The organism is Acidaminobacter sp. QWL-03 (genome assembly GCF_058683855.1).
The window spans coordinates 2,993,232-3,012,878 of the sequence record NZ_CM178752.1 but is presented as its reverse complement, the minus strand read 5'-3'; the positions used below and the strand labels follow the sequence as shown (position 1 = coordinate 3,012,878).

General features: G+C 42.8%; 16 protein-coding genes. All 16 read right to left on the bottom strand.

All coding sequences use genetic code 11. The features are described from left to right. Window positions 1–6: 6 nt before the first annotated feature. Entirely contained in the window at window positions 7–1,179 is a 1,173-nt protein-coding gene (locus AC4PHM_RS14015; RefSeq protein ID WP_291405281.1) for an NAD(P)-dependent malic enzyme, read from the bottom strand. A gap of 143 nt (window positions 1,180–1,322) precedes the next feature. After that, complete coding sequence (locus tag AC4PHM_RS14010; protein ID WP_492018361.1) at window positions 1,323–1,982, bottom strand: aspartate/glutamate racemase family protein; 660 nt, start codon at window positions 1,980–1,982, stop codon at window positions 1,323–1,325. 14 nt (window positions 1,983–1,996) lie between these two features. Continuing rightward, window positions 1,997–3,274: a phosphoglycerate kinase gene (locus tag AC4PHM_RS14005; RefSeq protein WP_291405277.1), complete on the bottom strand. Its 1,278-nt coding sequence runs from the start codon at window positions 3,272–3,274 to the stop codon at window positions 1,997–1,999. Then, window positions 3,265–4,287 carry a type II glyceraldehyde-3-phosphate dehydrogenase gene (locus AC4PHM_RS14000; RefSeq protein ID WP_291405275.1) on the bottom strand — a complete coding sequence of 341 codons (1,023 nt, stop codon included), beginning with the start codon at window positions 4,285–4,287 and terminating at the stop codon, window positions 3,265–3,267. The genes AC4PHM_RS14005 and AC4PHM_RS14000 overlap by 10 nt, the downstream gene beginning before the upstream one ends. A 98-nt stretch (window positions 4,288–4,385) precedes the next feature. Then, complete coding sequence (locus tag AC4PHM_RS13995) at window positions 4,386–5,222, bottom strand: 5-deoxy-glucuronate isomerase (RefSeq protein WP_291405272.1); 837 nt, start codon at window positions 5,220–5,222, stop codon at window positions 4,386–4,388. A gap of 65 nt (window positions 5,223–5,287) precedes the next feature. Further along, entirely contained in the window at window positions 5,288–7,186 is a 1,899-nt protein-coding gene (locus AC4PHM_RS13990) for an aldehyde ferredoxin oxidoreductase family protein (RefSeq protein ID WP_291405270.1), read from the bottom strand. 29 nt (window positions 7,187–7,215) lie between these two features. Next, on the bottom strand, window positions 7,216–8,187 hold the full coding sequence (locus AC4PHM_RS13985; protein WP_291405268.1) for a hydroxyacid dehydrogenase: 972 nt from the start codon (window positions 8,185–8,187) through the stop codon (window positions 7,216–7,218). A gap of 38 nt (window positions 8,188–8,225) precedes the next feature. Then, a complete protein-coding gene (locus tag AC4PHM_RS13980) occupies window positions 8,226–8,990 on the bottom strand; it encodes an HpcH/HpaI aldolase family protein (RefSeq protein ID WP_291405266.1) in 765 nt (254 codons plus the stop codon). 47 nt (window positions 8,991–9,037) lie between these two features. Further along, complete coding sequence (locus AC4PHM_RS13975; RefSeq protein WP_291405264.1) at window positions 9,038–9,850, bottom strand: creatininase family protein; 813 nt, start codon at window positions 9,848–9,850, stop codon at window positions 9,038–9,040. Window positions 9,851–10,212: 362 nt separating this feature from the next. Beyond that, window positions 10,213–11,499 carry a TRAP transporter large permease gene (locus AC4PHM_RS13970; RefSeq protein WP_291405261.1) on the bottom strand — a complete coding sequence of 429 codons (1,287 nt, stop codon included), beginning with the start codon at window positions 11,497–11,499 and terminating at the stop codon, window positions 10,213–10,215. Then, a complete protein-coding gene (locus tag AC4PHM_RS13965; protein ID WP_291405259.1) occupies window positions 11,496–12,149 on the bottom strand; it encodes a TRAP transporter small permease in 654 nt (217 codons plus the stop codon). The genes AC4PHM_RS13970 and AC4PHM_RS13965 overlap by 4 nt, the downstream gene beginning before the upstream one ends. Before the next feature lie 135 nt (window positions 12,150–12,284). Continuing rightward, window positions 12,285–13,334 carry a TRAP transporter substrate-binding protein gene (locus AC4PHM_RS13960; RefSeq protein WP_492018360.1) on the bottom strand — a complete coding sequence of 350 codons (1,050 nt, stop codon included), beginning with the start codon at window positions 13,332–13,334 and terminating at the stop codon, window positions 12,285–12,287. Window positions 13,335–13,359: 25 nt separating this feature from the next. Next, a complete protein-coding gene (locus AC4PHM_RS13955) occupies window positions 13,360–14,529 on the bottom strand; it encodes a uroporphyrinogen decarboxylase family protein (RefSeq protein ID WP_492018359.1) in 1,170 nt (389 codons plus the stop codon). Between the two features lie 300 nt (window positions 14,530–14,829). After that, complete coding sequence (locus AC4PHM_RS13950) at window positions 14,830–15,057, bottom strand: MoaD/ThiS family protein (RefSeq protein ID WP_291405252.1); 228 nt, start codon at window positions 15,055–15,057, stop codon at window positions 14,830–14,832. A gap of 225 nt (window positions 15,058–15,282) precedes the next feature. Further along, a complete protein-coding gene (locus AC4PHM_RS13945; protein ID WP_291405250.1) occupies window positions 15,283–16,980 on the bottom strand; it encodes a sigma-54 interaction domain-containing protein in 1,698 nt (565 codons plus the stop codon). A gap of 115 nt (window positions 16,981–17,095) precedes the next feature. Continuing rightward, complete coding sequence (locus tag AC4PHM_RS13940) at window positions 17,096–19,495, bottom strand: ASKHA domain-containing protein (RefSeq protein WP_492018358.1); 2,400 nt, start codon at window positions 19,493–19,495, stop codon at window positions 17,096–17,098. Between the last annotated feature and the right edge of the window lie 152 nt (window positions 19,496–19,647).

Genomic DNA, 19,647 nt, shown 5'->3' with positions numbered 1-19,647 from the left:
TGATAGCTAAAGTCGCGCCACGCCAGAAGTTCTTGCTGCCTCAGACACCGCCTCAGCTACCGCTGCTCCTACGCGCGAATCAAATGGAAGTGGAATTATATAATCTTCATTTAAGTCTGCAGGATCAACCAGATTGGCCAATGCCATAGCCGCAGCGATCTTCATCTCATCGTTGATATCTGATGCTCTTACATCCAAAGCGCCTCTGAAAATCCCCGGAAAAGCAAGCACATTATTGATTTGATTCGGGAAGTCAGATCGCCCCGTCCCAACAATACGAGCGCCTGCCTCTATTGCTAAATTAGGCATAATCTCCGGCACCGGATTCGACATTGCAAAAACAATGGCGTCCTTCGCCATGGATTTGATCATCTCTTGCGTAACAACACCCGGTGCAGATACTCCAACAAATACATCTGCGCCCGCTATGACCTCATCCAATAATCCTTTTTTCATTTCTTCGTTGGTTAAATTGGCAATTTCCTGCTTAGTTGCGTCAAGATCAGCGCGATCCCTGCTTATGGCGCCTTTCCTATCGCAAAGTATCACATGTTTTAAACCCAGGCTTATCATCAGCTTCGTCACCGCAATCCCGGCAGAACCTGCGCCATTAACCACAACCTTGATGTCTTCGATTTTCTTACCGACAATTTTTAGCGCATTTAACAGGCCCGCCACTGTGACGACTGCGGTTCCATGTTGATCGTCGTGGAATATCGGTATATCACATACTTCCTTGAGCCTCTTTTCGATCTCAAAACATCTCGGAGCACTAATATCTTCAATATTAATTCCGCCAAAGCTGCCAGAGAGCAAGCGGATGGTATTGACAATATCGTCAACACTTTTCGACCTAATACATAATGGAAATGCGTCAACATCTCCAAAAGTTTTGAATAAGACGCATTTGCCTTCCATGACTGGCATAGCCGCTTCAGGTCCAATATCACCCAGTCCGAGGACAGCTGTTCCGTCTGTGACGACCGCGACCAAATTCCAACGGCGGGTCAATTCATAGGATAAATCGACGTCTTTTTGAATTTCCAAACAAGGTTCTGCAACACCCGGCGTATAGGCAACCGAAAGGTCTTCTTTCGTTTTCACTTCAACCGTACTTATAACTTCGATTTTCCCTTTCCACTCTTTATGTAATCGAACAGCTTCTGATTTAAAATCCATGCTTTCTCACCTTCAAATTAAAATTTTGATAATTAATTTTGTAACAATGTTGTATAAAAAAATTTTTAAATAAAGCGGATACAATTATGTGAAACCACAAACCGTATCCGCCTTATCCGCTCTATTCACACTTAAACCAGATTTTACAGGCCCAAAACGCCGCGCAGTTGCTCTACCCCAGTTTCAAGGCTTGTCAAAACAGGTACTTTGATATCTTGAAGCAGTGGAAGCAAATGATACATGCTGCCTTGAGCCAAGACGATGACATCATTTTCTTCACTTGCCTTTTTAATAGTTTCTATGACAATTTGATTGTGTTTTTCCCTGTTGTTTTCAATCAGCAGCGCTTCATAGGCACCTTCGCAGAAGCAGCGGCTTACTTTTACTTCTTTTCCAGCTTTCAACGCCATACTTTCGACTAGGCGCGATGATGGCTCAATGGTAGAAACAGCCGTCGCTATGACTGCTACTTTCGAACCGAGGCGAACAGCTTCTTCGGCCATTGGCTGATCAATTTTTACATAGGGAATATTGATCATTTTTTGAGCAATGTCTGCAGCTTCACCCACTGAGGAACACTGATTCAAGATCGCGTCCACCCCCAGGGCTTCAGCTTCAACGGCATATCTGGAAATTCTCTTAATGATCCCCGGTGTAATGCCCTTGTTGGAAAGTGCTTCTTGAAGCAAACTGTCATCAATGATATTGATCATTTCGACTTCCGGCAGCTTTTCTTTGAACAGTTTTTTTAGGTCTTCAACTGAATATAGGAATGTATGAATCACCGCGACCTTTTTTTTCAAGATATAGCCTCCATTCATAACGTAGTTTTCTGACTCTTCGCATAAGCTTTTTTCATTGCTTCAATTAAAGGAAGTTCATCCCCGGATAGAAACTGCACCATGGCTCCCCCGGCTGTGCACACATAATTAATATCCTTTAAGTCAATAAATTTCTGTGCGGCACTGACAGTATCTCCGCCACCTATGACGGAATACCCTTTTGAGGACGCAATTGCCTTCCAAATCTCCTTGGTGCCGGTTTCGAACATGGCGTTCTCGTACACACCCGCAGGACCATTAACGAAAATGGTTGCGGCTTGGTCAATTATTTCGGAATATTTCGAAATCGTTGCTTCACCAATGTCCATGTAAAGTGCATCATCAATCGGCAGATTCTCTGTTGAAACGGTCACTCTTTGTCCATCCACCTCATAGGATAAGTCACGCGGGCTTTCAATTTTCCCTGGAAACTCCTCCAGATATCTCTTTGCGTCCTCGATAAAAACATCCAGATTTCTCTTGCGAATGAAAGTTTCTTTTGCCGTCCCCAGGCGAATGCCTTGAGCAAGCAGAAATATTTCACCCGTAATGCCAGAGGTGAGAATTTTATCCGCCGTACCATTCGACAAGACTTGTTTCATCATGCCAAAAGCATCCGATATTTTCGCTCCTCCAAGTACAAAAATACAAGGCTTATCAGGTTTCTCCATCAACTTCTGAAGCGCGCTTACTTCCTGCACCATCAATTCCCCACCTGCTGTAGGCAGCAATTCCTGAAAGGCAACCATAGATGGCGCATTTCTGTGAGCCGCAGCGAAAGCATCATTGACATAAAAATCAAATAACGGCGCCAAATTTCTAACCAGATAAGTTTGGAGCATTTCTTCCGGTTTTAGCTTCACAGAGTTTTCAAATGTGGAAATTTCCTCTGTATAATATCTGAGATTTCCAAGGAGAATCACTTCGCCAGGCTGCACATTTTTTACGGCCGCTTGTGCAGCCGGGCCCGCAACATCATCAATATATTTGACTTCTACGCCAAGCAGTGCTGAAAGCTTTTCTGCATGCTCGTTTAACGGGATTAGATTCTGATAATCCAAAGTGTCACCTTGGTGGGCGATAATTGCCAGTTTAGCGTTTTTCGAAAGAATTTTTTTAATCGTCGGGATGCTCTTTTTGATTCGATTATCGCTGACTATTTTTTTTGTCACCGGATCAATAGGCGAGTTGATATCCACTCTAAGCAGTACAAACTTGCCATCATAATCGAATTCGTCCACGCTCTGAATTCTGAAGGTATCGTTTACTTCCATGCTCCCATCCCCAGATATTTGTTCGTCTCACCGACTGCTTTCAATCTGTCCGTTTCCATTCCAAGCGCAGCTCTGACAGCGTCAATCGTCTCAGGAATGGTGACCGACTCTTGAGGGATATGAATGCCAAACATTATATCTTTTCCGGATTTTACGACAGTATCTCTCCAGACCGCAATTTCATACATGTCACCTCTTGGATTTCCAAGATCTCTGGCATATCTGAAAAGAGACGCGTTTCCGAGAAAACCCTCGTCAATGCTGACGACTCTGATGCGATCATGCTCAGAAAATGCTGCAATGACCTCATCTATCTCCATATCAGCTTTTGGAGTTGCTACAACTGAAATGAAATGGCCGTGTGTTACAGGTGTATGAATCAGCAGACCGGTAGCGTCAATATGCGGCATGATCGTCATCAAATCAATAGCCTGGTGGTTTGGCGCCTTATCTACTTGCAGCGCATTGGTGAGACCTCTGTGGTAATCGCCAGGATCAGCGACGCGTCTGACTATTGTAATCGCCACTTTTTCTATGCCGACTTTTCTGTCCAGACAATCAATGGCTCTGATGAGTCCAGTTGTATTGCAGGAAGTCAGTTTGAGGAAATTTTTGCCCAATCCTTCTTCATAGTTCGCATAACCGTGAAAAAAGACATCCGCGACGTTATTGCTTTCTCCGCCTTGAAATACTGCCTTAACGCCATACTTTTCATAGAGAACCTTATTCTTTGCACCGATGCCCGCTCCAGTAGCGTCCAGCATGATATCTACCTTTTTGAGCATGTCCTCCATAGTTCCGGAGACAGGAATGCCGTGCTTCTCAAGGTTTGGAATACTTTCCTCAGTCGCTGCGTAAAAGGCATAAGGCATGCCTTTCTCTTTCAACGCCTTTACTGACAGGGTCGGCGCAACGTCAACAACGCCCACAAGCTCCATATCTTTTTGAAGCGCTATACCGTCAGCCAATCTCTGTCCAATAACACCATAACCTGCTACACCAACTCTAACCATACTATGACCTCCAACTTGGAATGAAAAATCCGACCTTCTAGTGTACATCTTGTATTCGAAATCGTTTCCAAATCACTAATTGACGATGTTCTCACTTATTAAAACGTTGGAAAGAGGTTTTCGGCTTCTCTGATCCACTCAAGTCTATGGTCAAACTTGAGCACATAGTCTTTGCCTTTGTCACCAGCCAAACCCCAGAGCAGGTATTCAACACATCCCGGAACAGCCATGGAAGTATGATAGCCTTTTGGCAGTGCTACTGCACAAAGATCATCTTCAATAACATTGAATTCATCCCATCTAGGCTCAAGCTCATAGGAATGCTGAATGACATAACCGCCCCTTGGACCATAAACTTTGAAGGAAAATACTTCCTCAAGTTCCGTTTCATCCTTTGTGTCATAATCATGTCTGTGGGCTGGGAATCCAATCCACCCGCCCGGGACCGATACGGACTCTCCAACAATCAGTTTCTTGGTAACTGTGTCATTGTTTTGTCCCGGAGGTCCAAAGACAAATCGGTACTTCCTCTTCATATTCATGGCGCCCGGCGTGCCTTCATCCACATTGTCAGGGGTACAGAAATAAGGAGGATTGCCTTCTTCACATGGTGCGCAGAAGATTCTGGCCTCCACGCCCCCTTCCGTACTCAGGGTCATTTTGCTTCCTGGCGGCATATAAACCGCATAAGGCCGCTCTTTGTAAACACTTTTACGAACGCCCTGCCGATTGTTGATGTGAGTTTCGCCGTTCCACTCTACAGAGATCGTCATGTCGCCTTCGATTAAAACAAGTACGATTTCTTCACCGACAATGTCTCGTTCCATTGCTTCGCCTGCTTTGAGAAGAACCCTGTCAAAGCCCATGAATTTTAACTTTGAGTTTTCTGAAGTAATAACGCGTTCATACTGCGCCTCGCCTTTAAACCTATGCAAGCTGGTATGCTCATTCACAACAATCGACCTCTTTTCAAATAGTCTGAGTCTAAAACCGCCTGTTATTATGACAACTTAATCCATTCCAGTTCAAGTTCGATAAGTTTTGCAGGTGTTGGAACACCTTCTGTGTCCCAGCCACAAATGCTGTAATAGTTATCAATAAAGCTTCTGAATTCTTGCTTATCAAGAAACTGTCCTTTTCTTGCACCGTTTCCAAGTGGCTCAAAGCAGCGTTCAGGGAGTCGGTCATCCGCAGCGGTAAAGCCTTCTCTGACATTGAAGCACCTTGCCATGTTGTTGGCTCTTTCACCAAGCATCATAAGCTCATACATGCTAATTCTCCAGCCGGTAACAGCTCCGACGACCTCAATAAATTTATCAAACGGGAAGGTAAATGCGGGTGCCATGACAAGATTACACATCCCAGTGCTGTTATTTAGACTGCAGACCTGTTGAAGTTTGTAAAACAGCCTCAATTTCTCATTTGTCAGCGCAACCATGTCTACAGGCTCGTGAATTCCAATTGGCGCAACGTTTTCGAGCGCAATCGTGTAGTCCGCAAATCCACCGTCATGAGCGATTTCAAGATGATCCGCACCTGTTGGAGAAATGGCGAAGCCTAAACCAACGCCTGTTTTACCTCTCGGATCATGAGCCGCGAATTCTTGTCCTTTTACTTCCATAGCGAATTTATCACTGTCATGTCCCAGTACTTTCGCAGCTTTTGCAACGCCTTCTCCCAGAAGTTTGCCTATTGCTTCGCCGTTGGCGATCATGTCGATCATCTTCAGCATAGACTCTATATTGCCCCAGTCGAGCTTTACGCCATTTGTATCTTTGTCGGTTATGATGCCCTTTTCATAGCATTCCATTGCAAAGCCAATTGCAACCGAGGTAGATACCGTATCCAAACCGACTGCATTGCACATTTCATGAGCCTTTGATATTGCCGGGAGATCGGAGATGCCGCAAATTGAACCAAATCCACCAATCGTCTCATATTCAGGTCCGCCATAAATTGGGTCCACGTTATATTCCGTACCGCTGACGACCCGTTTGCATCTGACAGGACAAGCATAGCAGCCTTCATTTTTAAGCAAAATGGTGTCCGTCATGGTTTCACCATAGAACTTTTCTGCGTCTTTAAATTCACCGTCTCTCCAGTTATAGCTAGGGAGTGTCCCTGTGTTTTGAAGGCCCGAGATGGAATGCGCCGTTCCATATTTATTCAAGCGAACATTACTAGTGTTGTTTTTCCAGTTTTCGCCGAACCATTTGACGTGTTCCTTCACTGCATCAGGATTTGCGACCGGCATATCCAAAGTTCCACGCACCGCGATCCCTCTGAGCTTCTTTGAGCCAAAGACTGCGCCCATGCCCGTTCTTCCGTTGGCATGTTTTAGATTGTTTAACACACAAGCATATTTGACCAGCTTTTCACCTGCCGGGCCGGTCTGGGCTATGACAATTTTGTTGTCACCCAGCTCTTCGCGAATCAGCCCTTCTACTTCACCTGTGGATTTCCCCGTCAGATGGGATGCGTCTCTAATCTCGACCTTTTCGTTGTGAATCCATAAGTAAACAGGTTTTTCAGAAACACCTGAAATGATGATCCCAATGTATCCGGCTTTTGCGAGTTGAGGACCCCAAAATCCGCCCGCCTCTGATTCCGCAAACCCATTCGTCAATGGTGATTTGGAGGCTATAGTATATCTGGATGCGCCCGGGATTAAAGTTCCAGTCAAAACGCTGCAGGTAATAACCAATAGATTTTCTTCACCCAGCGGATCGATGCCCGGTTTCAGTTCATTGAGCAAGAAGTAAGTCGCCAGTGCACCGCCGCCATAATAGCGTCTGAGAATTCTTTCTGCTATCATTTCAGTCTTGACTTCACCAGTAGTCAGATTAACTCTTAATAGCTTTCTGCCATCCTTCAATGGAGGAATTATCATGTTTTCCATTAACTAAGCCTCGCTTTCCAACAAGTATATTAAGGAGTTTTTAAAACATTTCGATTTACTATATTCCTTGGTTCCCTATTTGACAGAAACTCAACAATACCTTGAGCAGAGTGAGTTGCCATAGCACAGAGTGCCTCGTGGGTCAATGCTGCGTTATGCGGGGAAACAATGATATTATCAAGCTGAAACAACGGGTGATCTTTTGCCGGCGGCTCTTCAGCGAATACGTCCAGTGCCGCACCTTTAATCTTTTGATTCTTTAGCGCCTCATATAATGCGTCCTCATCCACTATATGACCGCGAGCTACATTGATCAGATAAGATTCGGACTTCATTTTCGACAATGCCGCTTTGTCAAACATCCCTCTGGTGTCATTCGTCAGCGGAACATGAATCGAAACAAGATCTGAGAGGGTTAAAATTTCATCCAAGGTTTCAACGAGATCAATCCCCTCAGAGGATGCAAAGGCTCTGCTGTCTTCTGAAACAAACGGATCATAGGCGATCACTCGAACATCCAGGGATTTAATCTTCATAGCCAGCAACTTTGATATGCGCCCCAGACCAATCAAGCCTATAACTTTGCCTTTGATTTCAGTGCAAGGGTACTTGTTTCTTGCTTTGAAGTCGCCGTTTCGCAAATTACGGTCTAAAAACAATAAGTTCTTTGAAAGTGCCATAATCAGTGCAAAGGCATGCTCTGCGACCGCATTAATATTTGCCTCCGGTGCATTCACAACCATAATCCCGCTTTGCGTCGCCGCCTCAACATCAATGTTGTCTACACCAATACCGTGTTTTGCGACAATTTTGAGTTTTGGAAGTGCCGCCATCATCTCGCTGGTTACATAAGCCGAACGTACAAGCATGGCGTCGCAGTCCTGAGCTTCCTTCACAATAGTCTGCGCTTCCACTGACGTTCCACGGACAACTTCTGCTACAGTTTCCAAAAGCTCAATGCCGTCCGGATGAATCGGTTCTGTCAGGAATACCTTATACAAAGGCTTCGCCCCTTTTCGCGTTGTTTAACGCCATCCAATTATTTCTTGAGATCTGCCGCGATCTTTTGAGCCGCTGAAGCAATCATGCCTTGATCCGTGCTGATCAGTAAATATTGGACGCCTTTTGCAATATAATCATTAGCCTGTGCCGGGCTTGAAACAATGCCCACCGCTTTGCCCGCACCAAGAACTTTCTTAATGATCATCTCAATACTTTCAATAACTTTTGGATGGTTGGCCTCACCCATGACACCAAGAGACTGAGATAAATCCATTGGACCAATGAAGATGACATCCAGGTAGTCCAGCGTTAAAATTTCATCCAGGTTCTCCATACAAGTTGTCGTTTCACAGTGCGCGACTACAAGCGTTTCTTGATTGGACAATGCCACATACTCTTTCTTGTCCATCAAACCGTAGGCAGCTGCGCGAGTAGTTGGAGAAAAGCCTCTTTTGCCGATGGGATTATATTTGACACTCTCAATCAAAGCAGCGGCTTCTTCTTTTGTATCCACATTTGGAACCTGAACTCCCAATGCCCCGGAATCCAAGGCCTGTAATATTTCTACAGGCCTGTTTTCTCTGACTCTTACTATTGGAACAATGCCTGTTGAATCCGCGCTGCGAATCATATTAATCATGCTGTCTCGACTCATTGCAACGTGCTCATTGTCCAGAACTATGAAATCCAGCCCGGAAAAACCCAGAATCTCCGCAACCGCAGGATCATTTGACTTAACAAAGGTTCCGATGGCAAAGCCGCCATCCTTGATCAGCTGCTTTAGCTTATTTTTCCTAATCATGCACATTACCCCTTATTTCCCTAAGTGATACCGGCGTTCTGTAAACACTAGTTGGTTTCAATCTTGACACCAGCAGGGTAGTCTTTTTTAATACTGTTTACCAGGTTGACCATTCTCTCAACAATGGCATCGACGTATTTATCTCCTTTTTCTTTTGTAGCTAGAGTAGGATCCCCAACAACGCCAATTTTTAGATCCTTGTATTCAGGAGCGCTGACTGTGCCTTCATCAAATCTAAGAGGTTTTGAAGACGTCATTTGAGTTGGCCCCGTAAGGAATTCTCTGCTAAGAAGCGGCGTCGCATATTCTACAACGGCTTTGCTCATATCTGTGTATTCCGGGAACAGCGAAAGTGCAATGGAGGTTTCGGCTTCATCCGCATGCCAGAATGGCGTCTCGAAAATCTCATCATGCACATCTCTGACAGAGTTCTGAAACATGACTGACAACACATAAAAGCCTTCCTGACCAAGATCCTGAACTGTATAATTGGTTACAAATGCCTGGCCATGTCCAAAGAATAAAATAAATTTATTGAAGCCCGCTACAGCAGCACCTCTGACAATGTCTTTGATCATCGCTTTACAAGTATCATTTGAAAGTGGTACTGTTCCAGGAAAATTCCAGTGATGATGCGGATGAGCGCCATACCACGGGCAAGGCATCAGAATAGCACCGGTTTGCTCGGCGATTCTTTCAAGCATTGGGAACAATTGAAGTGTGTCATGTCCGGTTGGCAAGTGATGCCCGTGTTGTTCAATAGATCCTAGAGGAATAATTGCGATATCGCATTCTTTGGCATGATCAACTATTTCGTTCCAACTTTTGTATTGCCACCAATGAGAGTTTTGTCCTGGCATATTAGTTCCACCTTTCAATTTTCGTTTTTTGATAAACCACAACTTTCTGACTAACTATATAAATAGCAACTTTAATGCCAACTCGCAATTATGATGAAAATTACTAAAAATATTGCAATTTTCAGCCATTATCGAACAATCATTTGAAAATTTATCCAATATTGCACCAATATTTAGAAGTCCGGTTCAGTAAATCCCGTCATACCGCTTTGTTTTATAAATAGTTCAACTCATTTGATGCATATTTGCATCTAATTGATTTGCTGGTGCATCGCAGATGCATTGAAATCCTGCTGTATAAAAAAAAGACTGGTCGCACTTCCAGTCTTTTTTCATTTAACGCACTGCCTGATCACGTCGTATTAAATTCTGATGCCCAGCATTCTTGGTAAGAAGAGTGAAATTTCAGGTACATAAGTGATCAGCATTAAGACACATACCATTACAAATACCCAAGGCCAAATGGTTTTTGCCAGTATGTCAAACCGAACCCGCGAGATTTCGCTTGCCATGAACAAGTTCGCACCTACCGGAGGAGTGACAAAGCCAATCGCGAGGTTTAAAATCATCACCATGCCAAAGTGAACAGGGTTGATGCCAATTGCGGTAACCATCGGCAAAAGAATCGGCGTTAAAATAATGATGGCTGCATTGGTTTCCATGAAGGTTCCAACGATCAGGAGCAGCACGTTAATCAATAACATCAGCAAAATTGTACTTGAAGTAATGCTCAGGATCAAATCCGCTATTTTGATAGGCATTTGCGTAATAGCAAGAAGTCTGCCAAATCCGGTGGAGACACCAATGATAAACATGACCGGCGAACTGATGTAAACCGAACGAAAAGCAAGATAAGGAATCTCGGAAATCTTGACTTCCTTATAGATTAAGACACTGATCAGAACGCCCAGGAAGCATCCTGCCGCGGCCGCTTCCGTTGGTGTAAACACGCCGCCATAGATTCCGCCAAGTACAATGAGTGGAACAGCAAAAGAAGGAATGGCATCTATAAAGATCCCAATGATCTCCTTAAAAGTATAACGAATGATCACTGGCTTGTAGCCATTCTTTTTGCTGGATATGTAAGTGTAAATGCATAGTGCTGTTCCAACAATAATTCCCACCGGGAAACCGGCTGTAAACATTGCAGTAACTGACGTTCCGGCTGCTATGGCATAAACGACCATACAAATACTCGGAGGAATAATTGTTCCAATAGTCCCTGCCGTTGCTACCAAGGACGCGCTGTAGGCTCGATCATACCCGGCTTTTACCATTTCGGGCACCATTATCAGTCCTATAGCAGCCACTGTTGCAGAACCGGTGCCGGAGATCGCTGCGAATATCATGCAGGCGACGACGGATACAATGCCAAGTCCACCCGTTACATTTCCTAAAAATATTTTCGATGTATTGATCAACCGTTTTGAAATACCGCCTTTGCCCATTATGTCGCCGGCGAAAGTGAACAGCGGAATGGCAACCAATGGAAACGAGTTGAATCCGGAAACAATTGCTTTTGTATAGCTCTCTATGGAGAGTGGATCATCGCTGAAAATAAGCAGTACCGATGCAATGGATTGCGCTGCCGCAATTGGAAAAGAGAGGACGAGGAGGGTCAGAAAGGTGACAAATAAGGTTGCGATCAAAGTGATGCACCTCCCCTTTTCTTTTTATACAATCCCATAGCTTCTTCTTCGACCAGCTCTGAGATAAGTTTCGAATCCATAGCTTCTTTGTATTCGAGTGGCATAAAAAATATATCACTCGCCCCGGAATACAGTCCTCCTCGATTCAAAAACAATTCATAAGAAGCGTTAAACCGCTTGATCTTCCATATAATTGATTGAATCAGCCGAACGAGGGATAAGGTATACCCTGTGACCGCTGCAAAGTATAAGACGTTGAGGCTGATCGGAACAGACTGAACCTTATCTCCAAATTTTGCTACCGCTTGCACATTGGCTATTGCTCCGGACAGGAAAACGCACATCAAAACCAGCATTGAAATTTCAACCGCAACCACTAAAATTTTTCTAAGTTTTTCAGGGAGACTATCGCGAAGGAAGTCGACACCGATTTGTCGATTATTTCGGAACGCATAGGAAATTCCCAAGAAAACAATCCAAACAAACATAAATACCGAAAACTCTTCTCCCCAGGCAAAACCCGAACCGTAAATGAAACGCTTAATAACCTGGATAGTAATCAGACAAGTCATGACTATAAATATTACCATGATAAACAGCGGTTCCAAATTGATATCGAGCCATTTAAGTATTCTTTTTAAAGATGACATATCGAACCCCCATTATCTATAGCGAAAATATCTGCGAGATGTCATTATGCCGACTTTACCCGGCAACACTATGTATAATAAATTCGGGCTCCAACTCTTAACAGAGCCCGAATTCACCGACAGTATGGTAATAACTTATCTGACTTCTTCGACGTAAGCCATGACCTTATCAAAGACTTCCCGTCCCGAAATCTTAACAATATTTTCTTCTGTGATCGGCGCCATAATTTCCTTCATTTTTGCGAGCGTCTCTGCAGGGATCTCATTAAATTCGACGCCATAGTCAGCTGCAATAGAGTCAATGAGTCCCTGGGTTGAAGTCACAACTTTATCTTGCTGCCATGCGAATACAGTTGCCAATTCGCTTTCGACCATCGCGCGGTCTTCATCGCTCAAGGAGGCCATGAATTCCTGATTTGCGACTAAGACATCCGTTGAGAACATATGGTTCGTGAGTGTGACATATTTCTGGACTTCATAGAATCTTGCTTCAGAAAAGCTTGTAATCGCGCCTTCCTGACCGTCGATCAGGTTCTGCTGCAGCGCGCTGAACAGCTCGCCCCAAGCCACGCTGCTAAGGTTACACCCTACAGATTCCCAAACTGCGATCTGCACTGGGTTATAGCCACGAATTTTAAGACCCTTAAAGTCTTCCATCGTATTGATCGGTTTTTTGCTGTTAGTCATCTGGCGGAATCCAAGAGGGAAATAACCTAACCCCTGAAGGCCCATTTGTTGATAGGTGTCAAGCAGATATTGACCGCCTTCGCTGTCAAAGAAACGGTAGGCATGGGCAGAATCATCAAAGAGAAAATATTGGTCAAGCGTCGCGAGTTCGGTAATGGTTGTATTCACCGTCAAAGGATTAGAGGTTGTCATCTGAATATCGCCGTTTCTGGCTTGATCCATCAACTCAATAGCTGTTCCAAGCTGACCGCCCGGGAAGAGCTGAACTTCTATATGTCCTTGTGACTTTGCTTCTATATTTTCCTTGAACATGTTCAAGGCCTGAAGCGTAGGGCTGCTGTCACCGGAGATAACAGTTGCGATCTTGATGGTTACTTTTTCAGTTGCAGGTTCAGGAGCAGCCGCTGGTTCTGCCACAGCCGGAGCGCTGTTGCTGCCGCAGGCAGCGAGTGAGAATACCAGGACGAGCGAAAGCAGTAGAGCAACTAATTTTTTCATTAAATTTCCTCCCTGATTGTTTTTATTATTTGTAAAACTTAGTGCCAAATTCGTATAGTGCATCATAAAATGCGACAACATTTTCTACAGGTGCATCTCTTTGAATGTTGTGCACTGAACCAAGAATCAGACCACCACCCGGTGCCAAATCCCGCACGCGCTGCTCAACTTCCGCTCGAATTTCCGCAACCGTTCCATGTGTCAAGGTGCTTTGACTTTCACATCCCGCACCCCAAAATGATAATTTCTTTCCAAAGTCTCTCTTTAGCTGCGCTGTGTCATTCATGCCTACAGCAGAAATCTGTAAAGGATTTAGAACATCAAAGCCAACATCAACAATATCGGGCAAAAATTCGGAAATCGCACCATCACTATGATAGATGACTTTGATATCCGCTTTGGACTTGATGAAAGAAACGATTTTCTTATGCGCTGGCTTGATCAGCTCTCTGTAAATGGAAGGCTTCATAATTGGGCTGCTTTGCGTGCCCAGGTCATCACAAATGACGACTGCTTCGAGATACTTTCCGGCTTCATCCAAGATCAGATTCCATTGCCCTATGTGATAAGCAACAATTCTATCTAGAAGAGCCTCAACTACTCTAGGTTCCAAAATCATTTTTAAGAAGAATTCTTCAAAGCCCATGAGCCACTGACACGGAACGTAAACACCTCCATAAAGTGGGCCATTCATGATCAGAGCATAATCCGTACCTTCGTAAAGCTCTTTCGCCAGCTTCCCAAGTCCAGCGATCCTGCTGCCGTCTCTAGGGTCTGGCCAATTGAATTTTTCAATGTCGTCAAGTGTGCAATCCAAAAGCGGGTGGCCGATGGCATCATAATATAATCCATTTTTGGGTGACCTCCATTTAACACCCCATTCATCCACATAGGTCGTCGCACCATCGCTTTCAATCTTTGGACTTAATTGAGAGCCGTACGGCGCCATAATCGTCAGCGGATAACAGTCCGCTTTAAATCGCCGTCTCATAGATTCATCAGGAAAAACAGACTGTGATGGCATGGATGTCAAGCTGATAGGATTGTCCATACCAAGATGTGTCTGCAGCTTTTTATAGGCATCCCGATGGAATGTTGTCAGCGTCGATATGCCCCCGATATCGATTGGCACACGGTCTGACTCCAGATGATTTAAAGCTCTTTTTACGCGGTCCCTGGAGTTCATCTGCACCATGTTTAACCCCCTTATCTATTCAATGAATATAAAAGCAAGGTTTGTGCCAATCCAGTCAATTTTGAGAATATTTGCAGAGTTTGTTTAAATAAATGCAATTTTCTTAATTAAATCTTGCAAATTTAAATCGAAAAAGACCAATTCGACCTCTCCGGGCGTAATATTTCAATATTCTGGTTATTCTAAAAATAAAAACAGAAAGGTTAAATGAATCAAATATAAAATTATCATATCAATAAGAAACCATAAGAAAAATTGATGTAATGGCGCATCGAAAAAATGCGGTTCTGCATCAACACATCATCCGCCCACAATTACCGGGATCACGACAACTTCATCTCCATCCTTCAATATGTCATGATATTTGGCAGGGATCCCATTTACCAAAAATGTTACTGTTCTAATCACACTTTCTTCAACCTTATATTCAGTCAATAGTCCGAGGATTGTAGCACCATTATTTGTTGTCGATAAAACTTGATTTGATTTTAAGTTGATATAGGAAGCATTCCTAATTGTTATTGTCATAAACCACACCACGCTTTGCGAATTTTTATTTCCTATCGACTTATTAATTCATTGATTCATCGATTGACAAGGTCGGAGGGGAATGCACTTAGGACGATTTTTATTTAAAAAAATGTCCTTCCATCAATCTGACAGCGAGGACATTTTAAGTTTCAAATCATTTGAAAATTCACCCCCGACTAAGCACTGCTAAGCTTTCGTCTCCTCACTTTAACGGACTTGAACTTAGGTCTGCTTATTCAGCTTCCTTACAATGGTGGACTGATCAACGCCAAGTGCCTGTGCTGCCTTTCGCGTTGTTCCGTATTCATGCATTGCCATTTCAATCAGCTTATCCTCCAGGATCCCCACGGCCTCTTTTAATGGCATGATGCCGTGCAGATCAATAATCGGATATCCTTCGCTGGTATTTCTAAGCATTCTCTCCGGCAGATGCATTTTTCTAATCACCGGCTCACGTGTTAAAACAACAAGATTCTCAATAAGATTTTCAAGCTCGCGTACATTTCCAGGCCATGAATAATTGCACAAGAAATCCGTTAAATCAGTTTCAATAGATTTCTCAACCTTATGCTTATCAGCGAATTTTTTTAAAAAGTGATGAATCAGCACAGGGATATCTTCTCTGCGTTCACGTAACGGGGGTACGGTGATTCCAACAACATTCAGCCTGTAAAATAAATCTTCTCGAAATAATCCTTCGCGAGCCATTTCCTCAAGATTTTTATTAGTCGCCGCTATGATTCTAACGTCCAATTTTATCGTTTTTGATCCGCCAAGCCTCATGATTTCCTTGCCTTGGATTGCCCGGAGCAATTTCACCTGTAAATTGAGAGGGATATCTGCCACTTCATCCAATAAAATCGTACCGCCATTTGCAAGTTCGAACATCCCTATTTTTCCCTTTTGGTGCGCACCCGTAAAAGCGCCCTTTTCATAACCAAACAGCTCAGACTCAAGTAAAGACTCAGGAATCGCACCACAGTTAACTTTAATGAACGGTTTGTCACGTCGATCACTTGCATCTACAATACTATCCGCAACGACTTCTTTTCCCGATCCGGATTCGCCTAAAATCAGAACATTAAGATCAAATCGTCCAACACGCTGGGTTAATTCAAATATTTCGCTCATAATCCCGCTGCGAAAAATATAACCACGATTCATTGATTTTTTACTGTTCTTCAATTTTTCAATTTCAATTTTTTGCTGATCAATAATCTTGTCTTTATCATTTAATTCTTTTCGTAAGTTATCGAACTCTGTAATGTCTCGTACGTTATTTACAATAAAGGCTAGCTCACCATCATTGTTAAAGATGGGGTTTCCTGTGATCAGGACCTGCTTATTTGTCTTATAATTATAGCCCATTATAGTAACTCTTTTATGTTCATTCATAACAGCTAATGTCGCAGAAACCGAAAAAAGCTTTTGATTAATTAATTCATGGGTCATTTTACCCACAACATCTTCTCTCTTGATTCCAGTCAATCTTTCATTTGCCAAATTGGTATACAAAACCTTACCTTTTCCATCCGTGATCCACAATCCATCATAGGACGATTCCAAAATCCTTATTATTTCATCTGTCAGAGTAAATTCATTAGCGGACGGCATCACACTATCAGACTCAATCAATAATGCTCCAATCAGAAAACCATCTGGATTGTAGATATCCAGCTTCTCCTTCGAGTCGATCTTATGCGAAACGAGTACGCAATCCTCCGACTCAGACAGCCTGTCCAAATCACCCTTTTTCTTGAACGTCGCTTTTGTATTTTTTTTCGAATTGTTGCTGGTCTGAGTCTTTGGATCTTCTAATGATCTCTGAAATCTAAATTTTACATTGAGCTGATGTTCTTCCAGCAATGTATTGATCACATCAACCATACTTCTGCAATCCGCAAGATACTTAAATCCCACACCACATGCCCCCTTTTTTAAGCACTGTTTGCAATTTACTTCTAGGGGATAGCCGACTTTTATAATCTTAAACTCAAATAAATGCTCCGAAGGCTTTTGGTGTCAGTCCTATATTTTATTTGCTGCCAAAGGTAAGGTTATCAATAAATAAGTCATTGAAATTTTTGTCTTTTGATATATCCACATACTCTGTTATATGAAGAATTCGATTGACACGATCATCATTGTTTTTATCAAGTATATAATCTATTGCACCACCTAAAGCACTATTGCCAATAGAAACGACTATACCTTCCAACGCTTGAGGGATCATACCTATTCCTACCGCACTCTTAATGTCCATTTTACTGCCAAATCCACCAGCAATATAGACTCGCTTTATATCTCCATAACTACAGCCAAATCTCGAAATTAAAATGTCTATACCAGTACGAATTGCAGATTTCGCAAGTTGTACTTCTCTGAAGTCCTTTTGACTGAATGAAATTTTCGTCGATTCCGGGCTGTCTGAAATCATGATTCCTTCCTTTAACTCAGCGTTTTCTATATGGCCAGTCTCGTCTATAATACCATAGCTGAGCGACGAATAAACCATGTCAATTACACCCGATCCACAAATTCCAACAGGCGAATTATTTCCTATCGTAGTGAACTTGAATGTATCCCCTTCTATATAAATGGCGTTGATCGCTCCATCCACACATCCTGTCCCGCAAGATATATTGGCCCCTTCAAATGCAGGCCCCGCAGCTGTAGCCAAACACATCAATCTGCTCTTGTTTCCGATCACCATTTCACCATTTGTGCCAATATCAATAAGCAGAGCAATTTCGTCTTTTAAATCCATGTTGCAATTCAAAACACCCATCACTATATCAGAACCTACATAAGCGGCTATCCCCGGCATAATGCTGACCCGTGACTGAATAAGGTCCCGCTTAAAAACCTCCCCAAAATTAAATACATGTTTATATAAGGAGACAGACAGAAATGGTGAAACACCAATAGTTTTGCAATGGATTCCCATAAATAGATGCAGCATCGTTGTATTTCCTGCTACGACAATATCATGAATACTGCTTGGATCAATGTTACAGGTTTGACACAAATATTCGATTCCGTCCAATATGTCGTTTAAAATAGCAGCATTTAGTTCCAATAAATTCGGAAGTTTTTGAGAAGCATATTGAATGCGGGTAATGACATCAGCACCGTATTTTTTTTGACTGTTCAATACAGGGTGCCGATCACACAATTCACCAGTCTGCAAGTTCACAAGACCGACTACTACGGTCGTGGTTCCAATATCCACAACAATTCCAAATTTATCCTTAAATCGGTCTGATATATCGAATACTTCCTCTTCACTCATCGACAAGAAAAGTGTCTCAGGAGGATTGTTGGCTTCAAGAATTTCCGAAAGAGACCATAATGACTTCAAAGAAAACTTGCGTTCACTAGTGACATCCTTTACCCATTGCACTGCACTGGTTCCCGATCTCCGGTTTTCAGGCAGTACGATGGATATGGTTTCTATCCACGGATGAAGCTCATTTCTTTTTTCAATAAAGTCTGTGATAATTAAACTCTTTCGATCCGCCTCACTCAAAATTCTGATTTTACAATTCTGACTTGGAAACGCACTGCAAGCTAGCCGGTACCCAGCAAGAATTTCTTCATCTGAAAGTTTTTTATAATCAGATTCTGTTATTTCTATTTCTCCCTCAAGGAGTAATATTTTACATTTTCCACAAGTTCCATGTCCACCACAGGGTGATACAAGGTCTGCTTTTTTCACTAAAGTATGCAGCAGACTTTCTTTGGGATTATACACCACTTCAAACGAGCGGCTGCCCTCTTCCACAATGACTATTATTGGTTCTTCTCTATAGGTACAAGCTGAATTTTCACAGTTTTCGCAGCTTTGGTTTCTTTGGATATTTGAAAATTCTTCGTCTGCCCCGTACAAATACATCATTGATTTTACAGGCTTAAGCATATAATAATTCGTGATGTCCAGCGCTAAGTTCAAATCTGCTCTAATTGCATCAAAAATCACTCGTTGGAACGCCATTGGCATGGCAGCGTCTCCAGGTGTCACTCTGCAGCTTAATTTTAAACCAAATGGCTGACACACGCGAACGATCTCTTCATACATCAAATTGCTCATATTGAATAAATACTCATCCGCTATGACATCCAGCATCATGCCTTCCAGGTATTCCCCTTCAGCAAATAAACCCTGGATCCTGTCTTCTAAAGACGCCCCCAAGGTAACTGCAGCCAAAACTATTTTTTTCGACCTGTTTACCGGTTCTATTGAACCAAATGGGTCTGAACGTTCCGTTAATGAAAAAATCCCTTTAGGGTCAATTAGTCCGCTGAATTCACTTTGTAGTTTATTGAATACTTTGCAGGCTTCAATATAAGCACCGCTGCCGACATGACATTTCATTAATTTAAAAATTTTTTCTCGATCAAGCTCTATATTGAAGTCATTTACATAATTTATCATTTTAATGATCACGATCCTTTTTTTATTATCGCATCATAATGACTAAAATACGTCTTTTGTTAATTCCGATTGCGGACTGAAAAGGCTTTTCGTTTATCCAATCCCGTATTCATATTTGATAAACAACGTTATCTTAAAATTAAACGCGAACA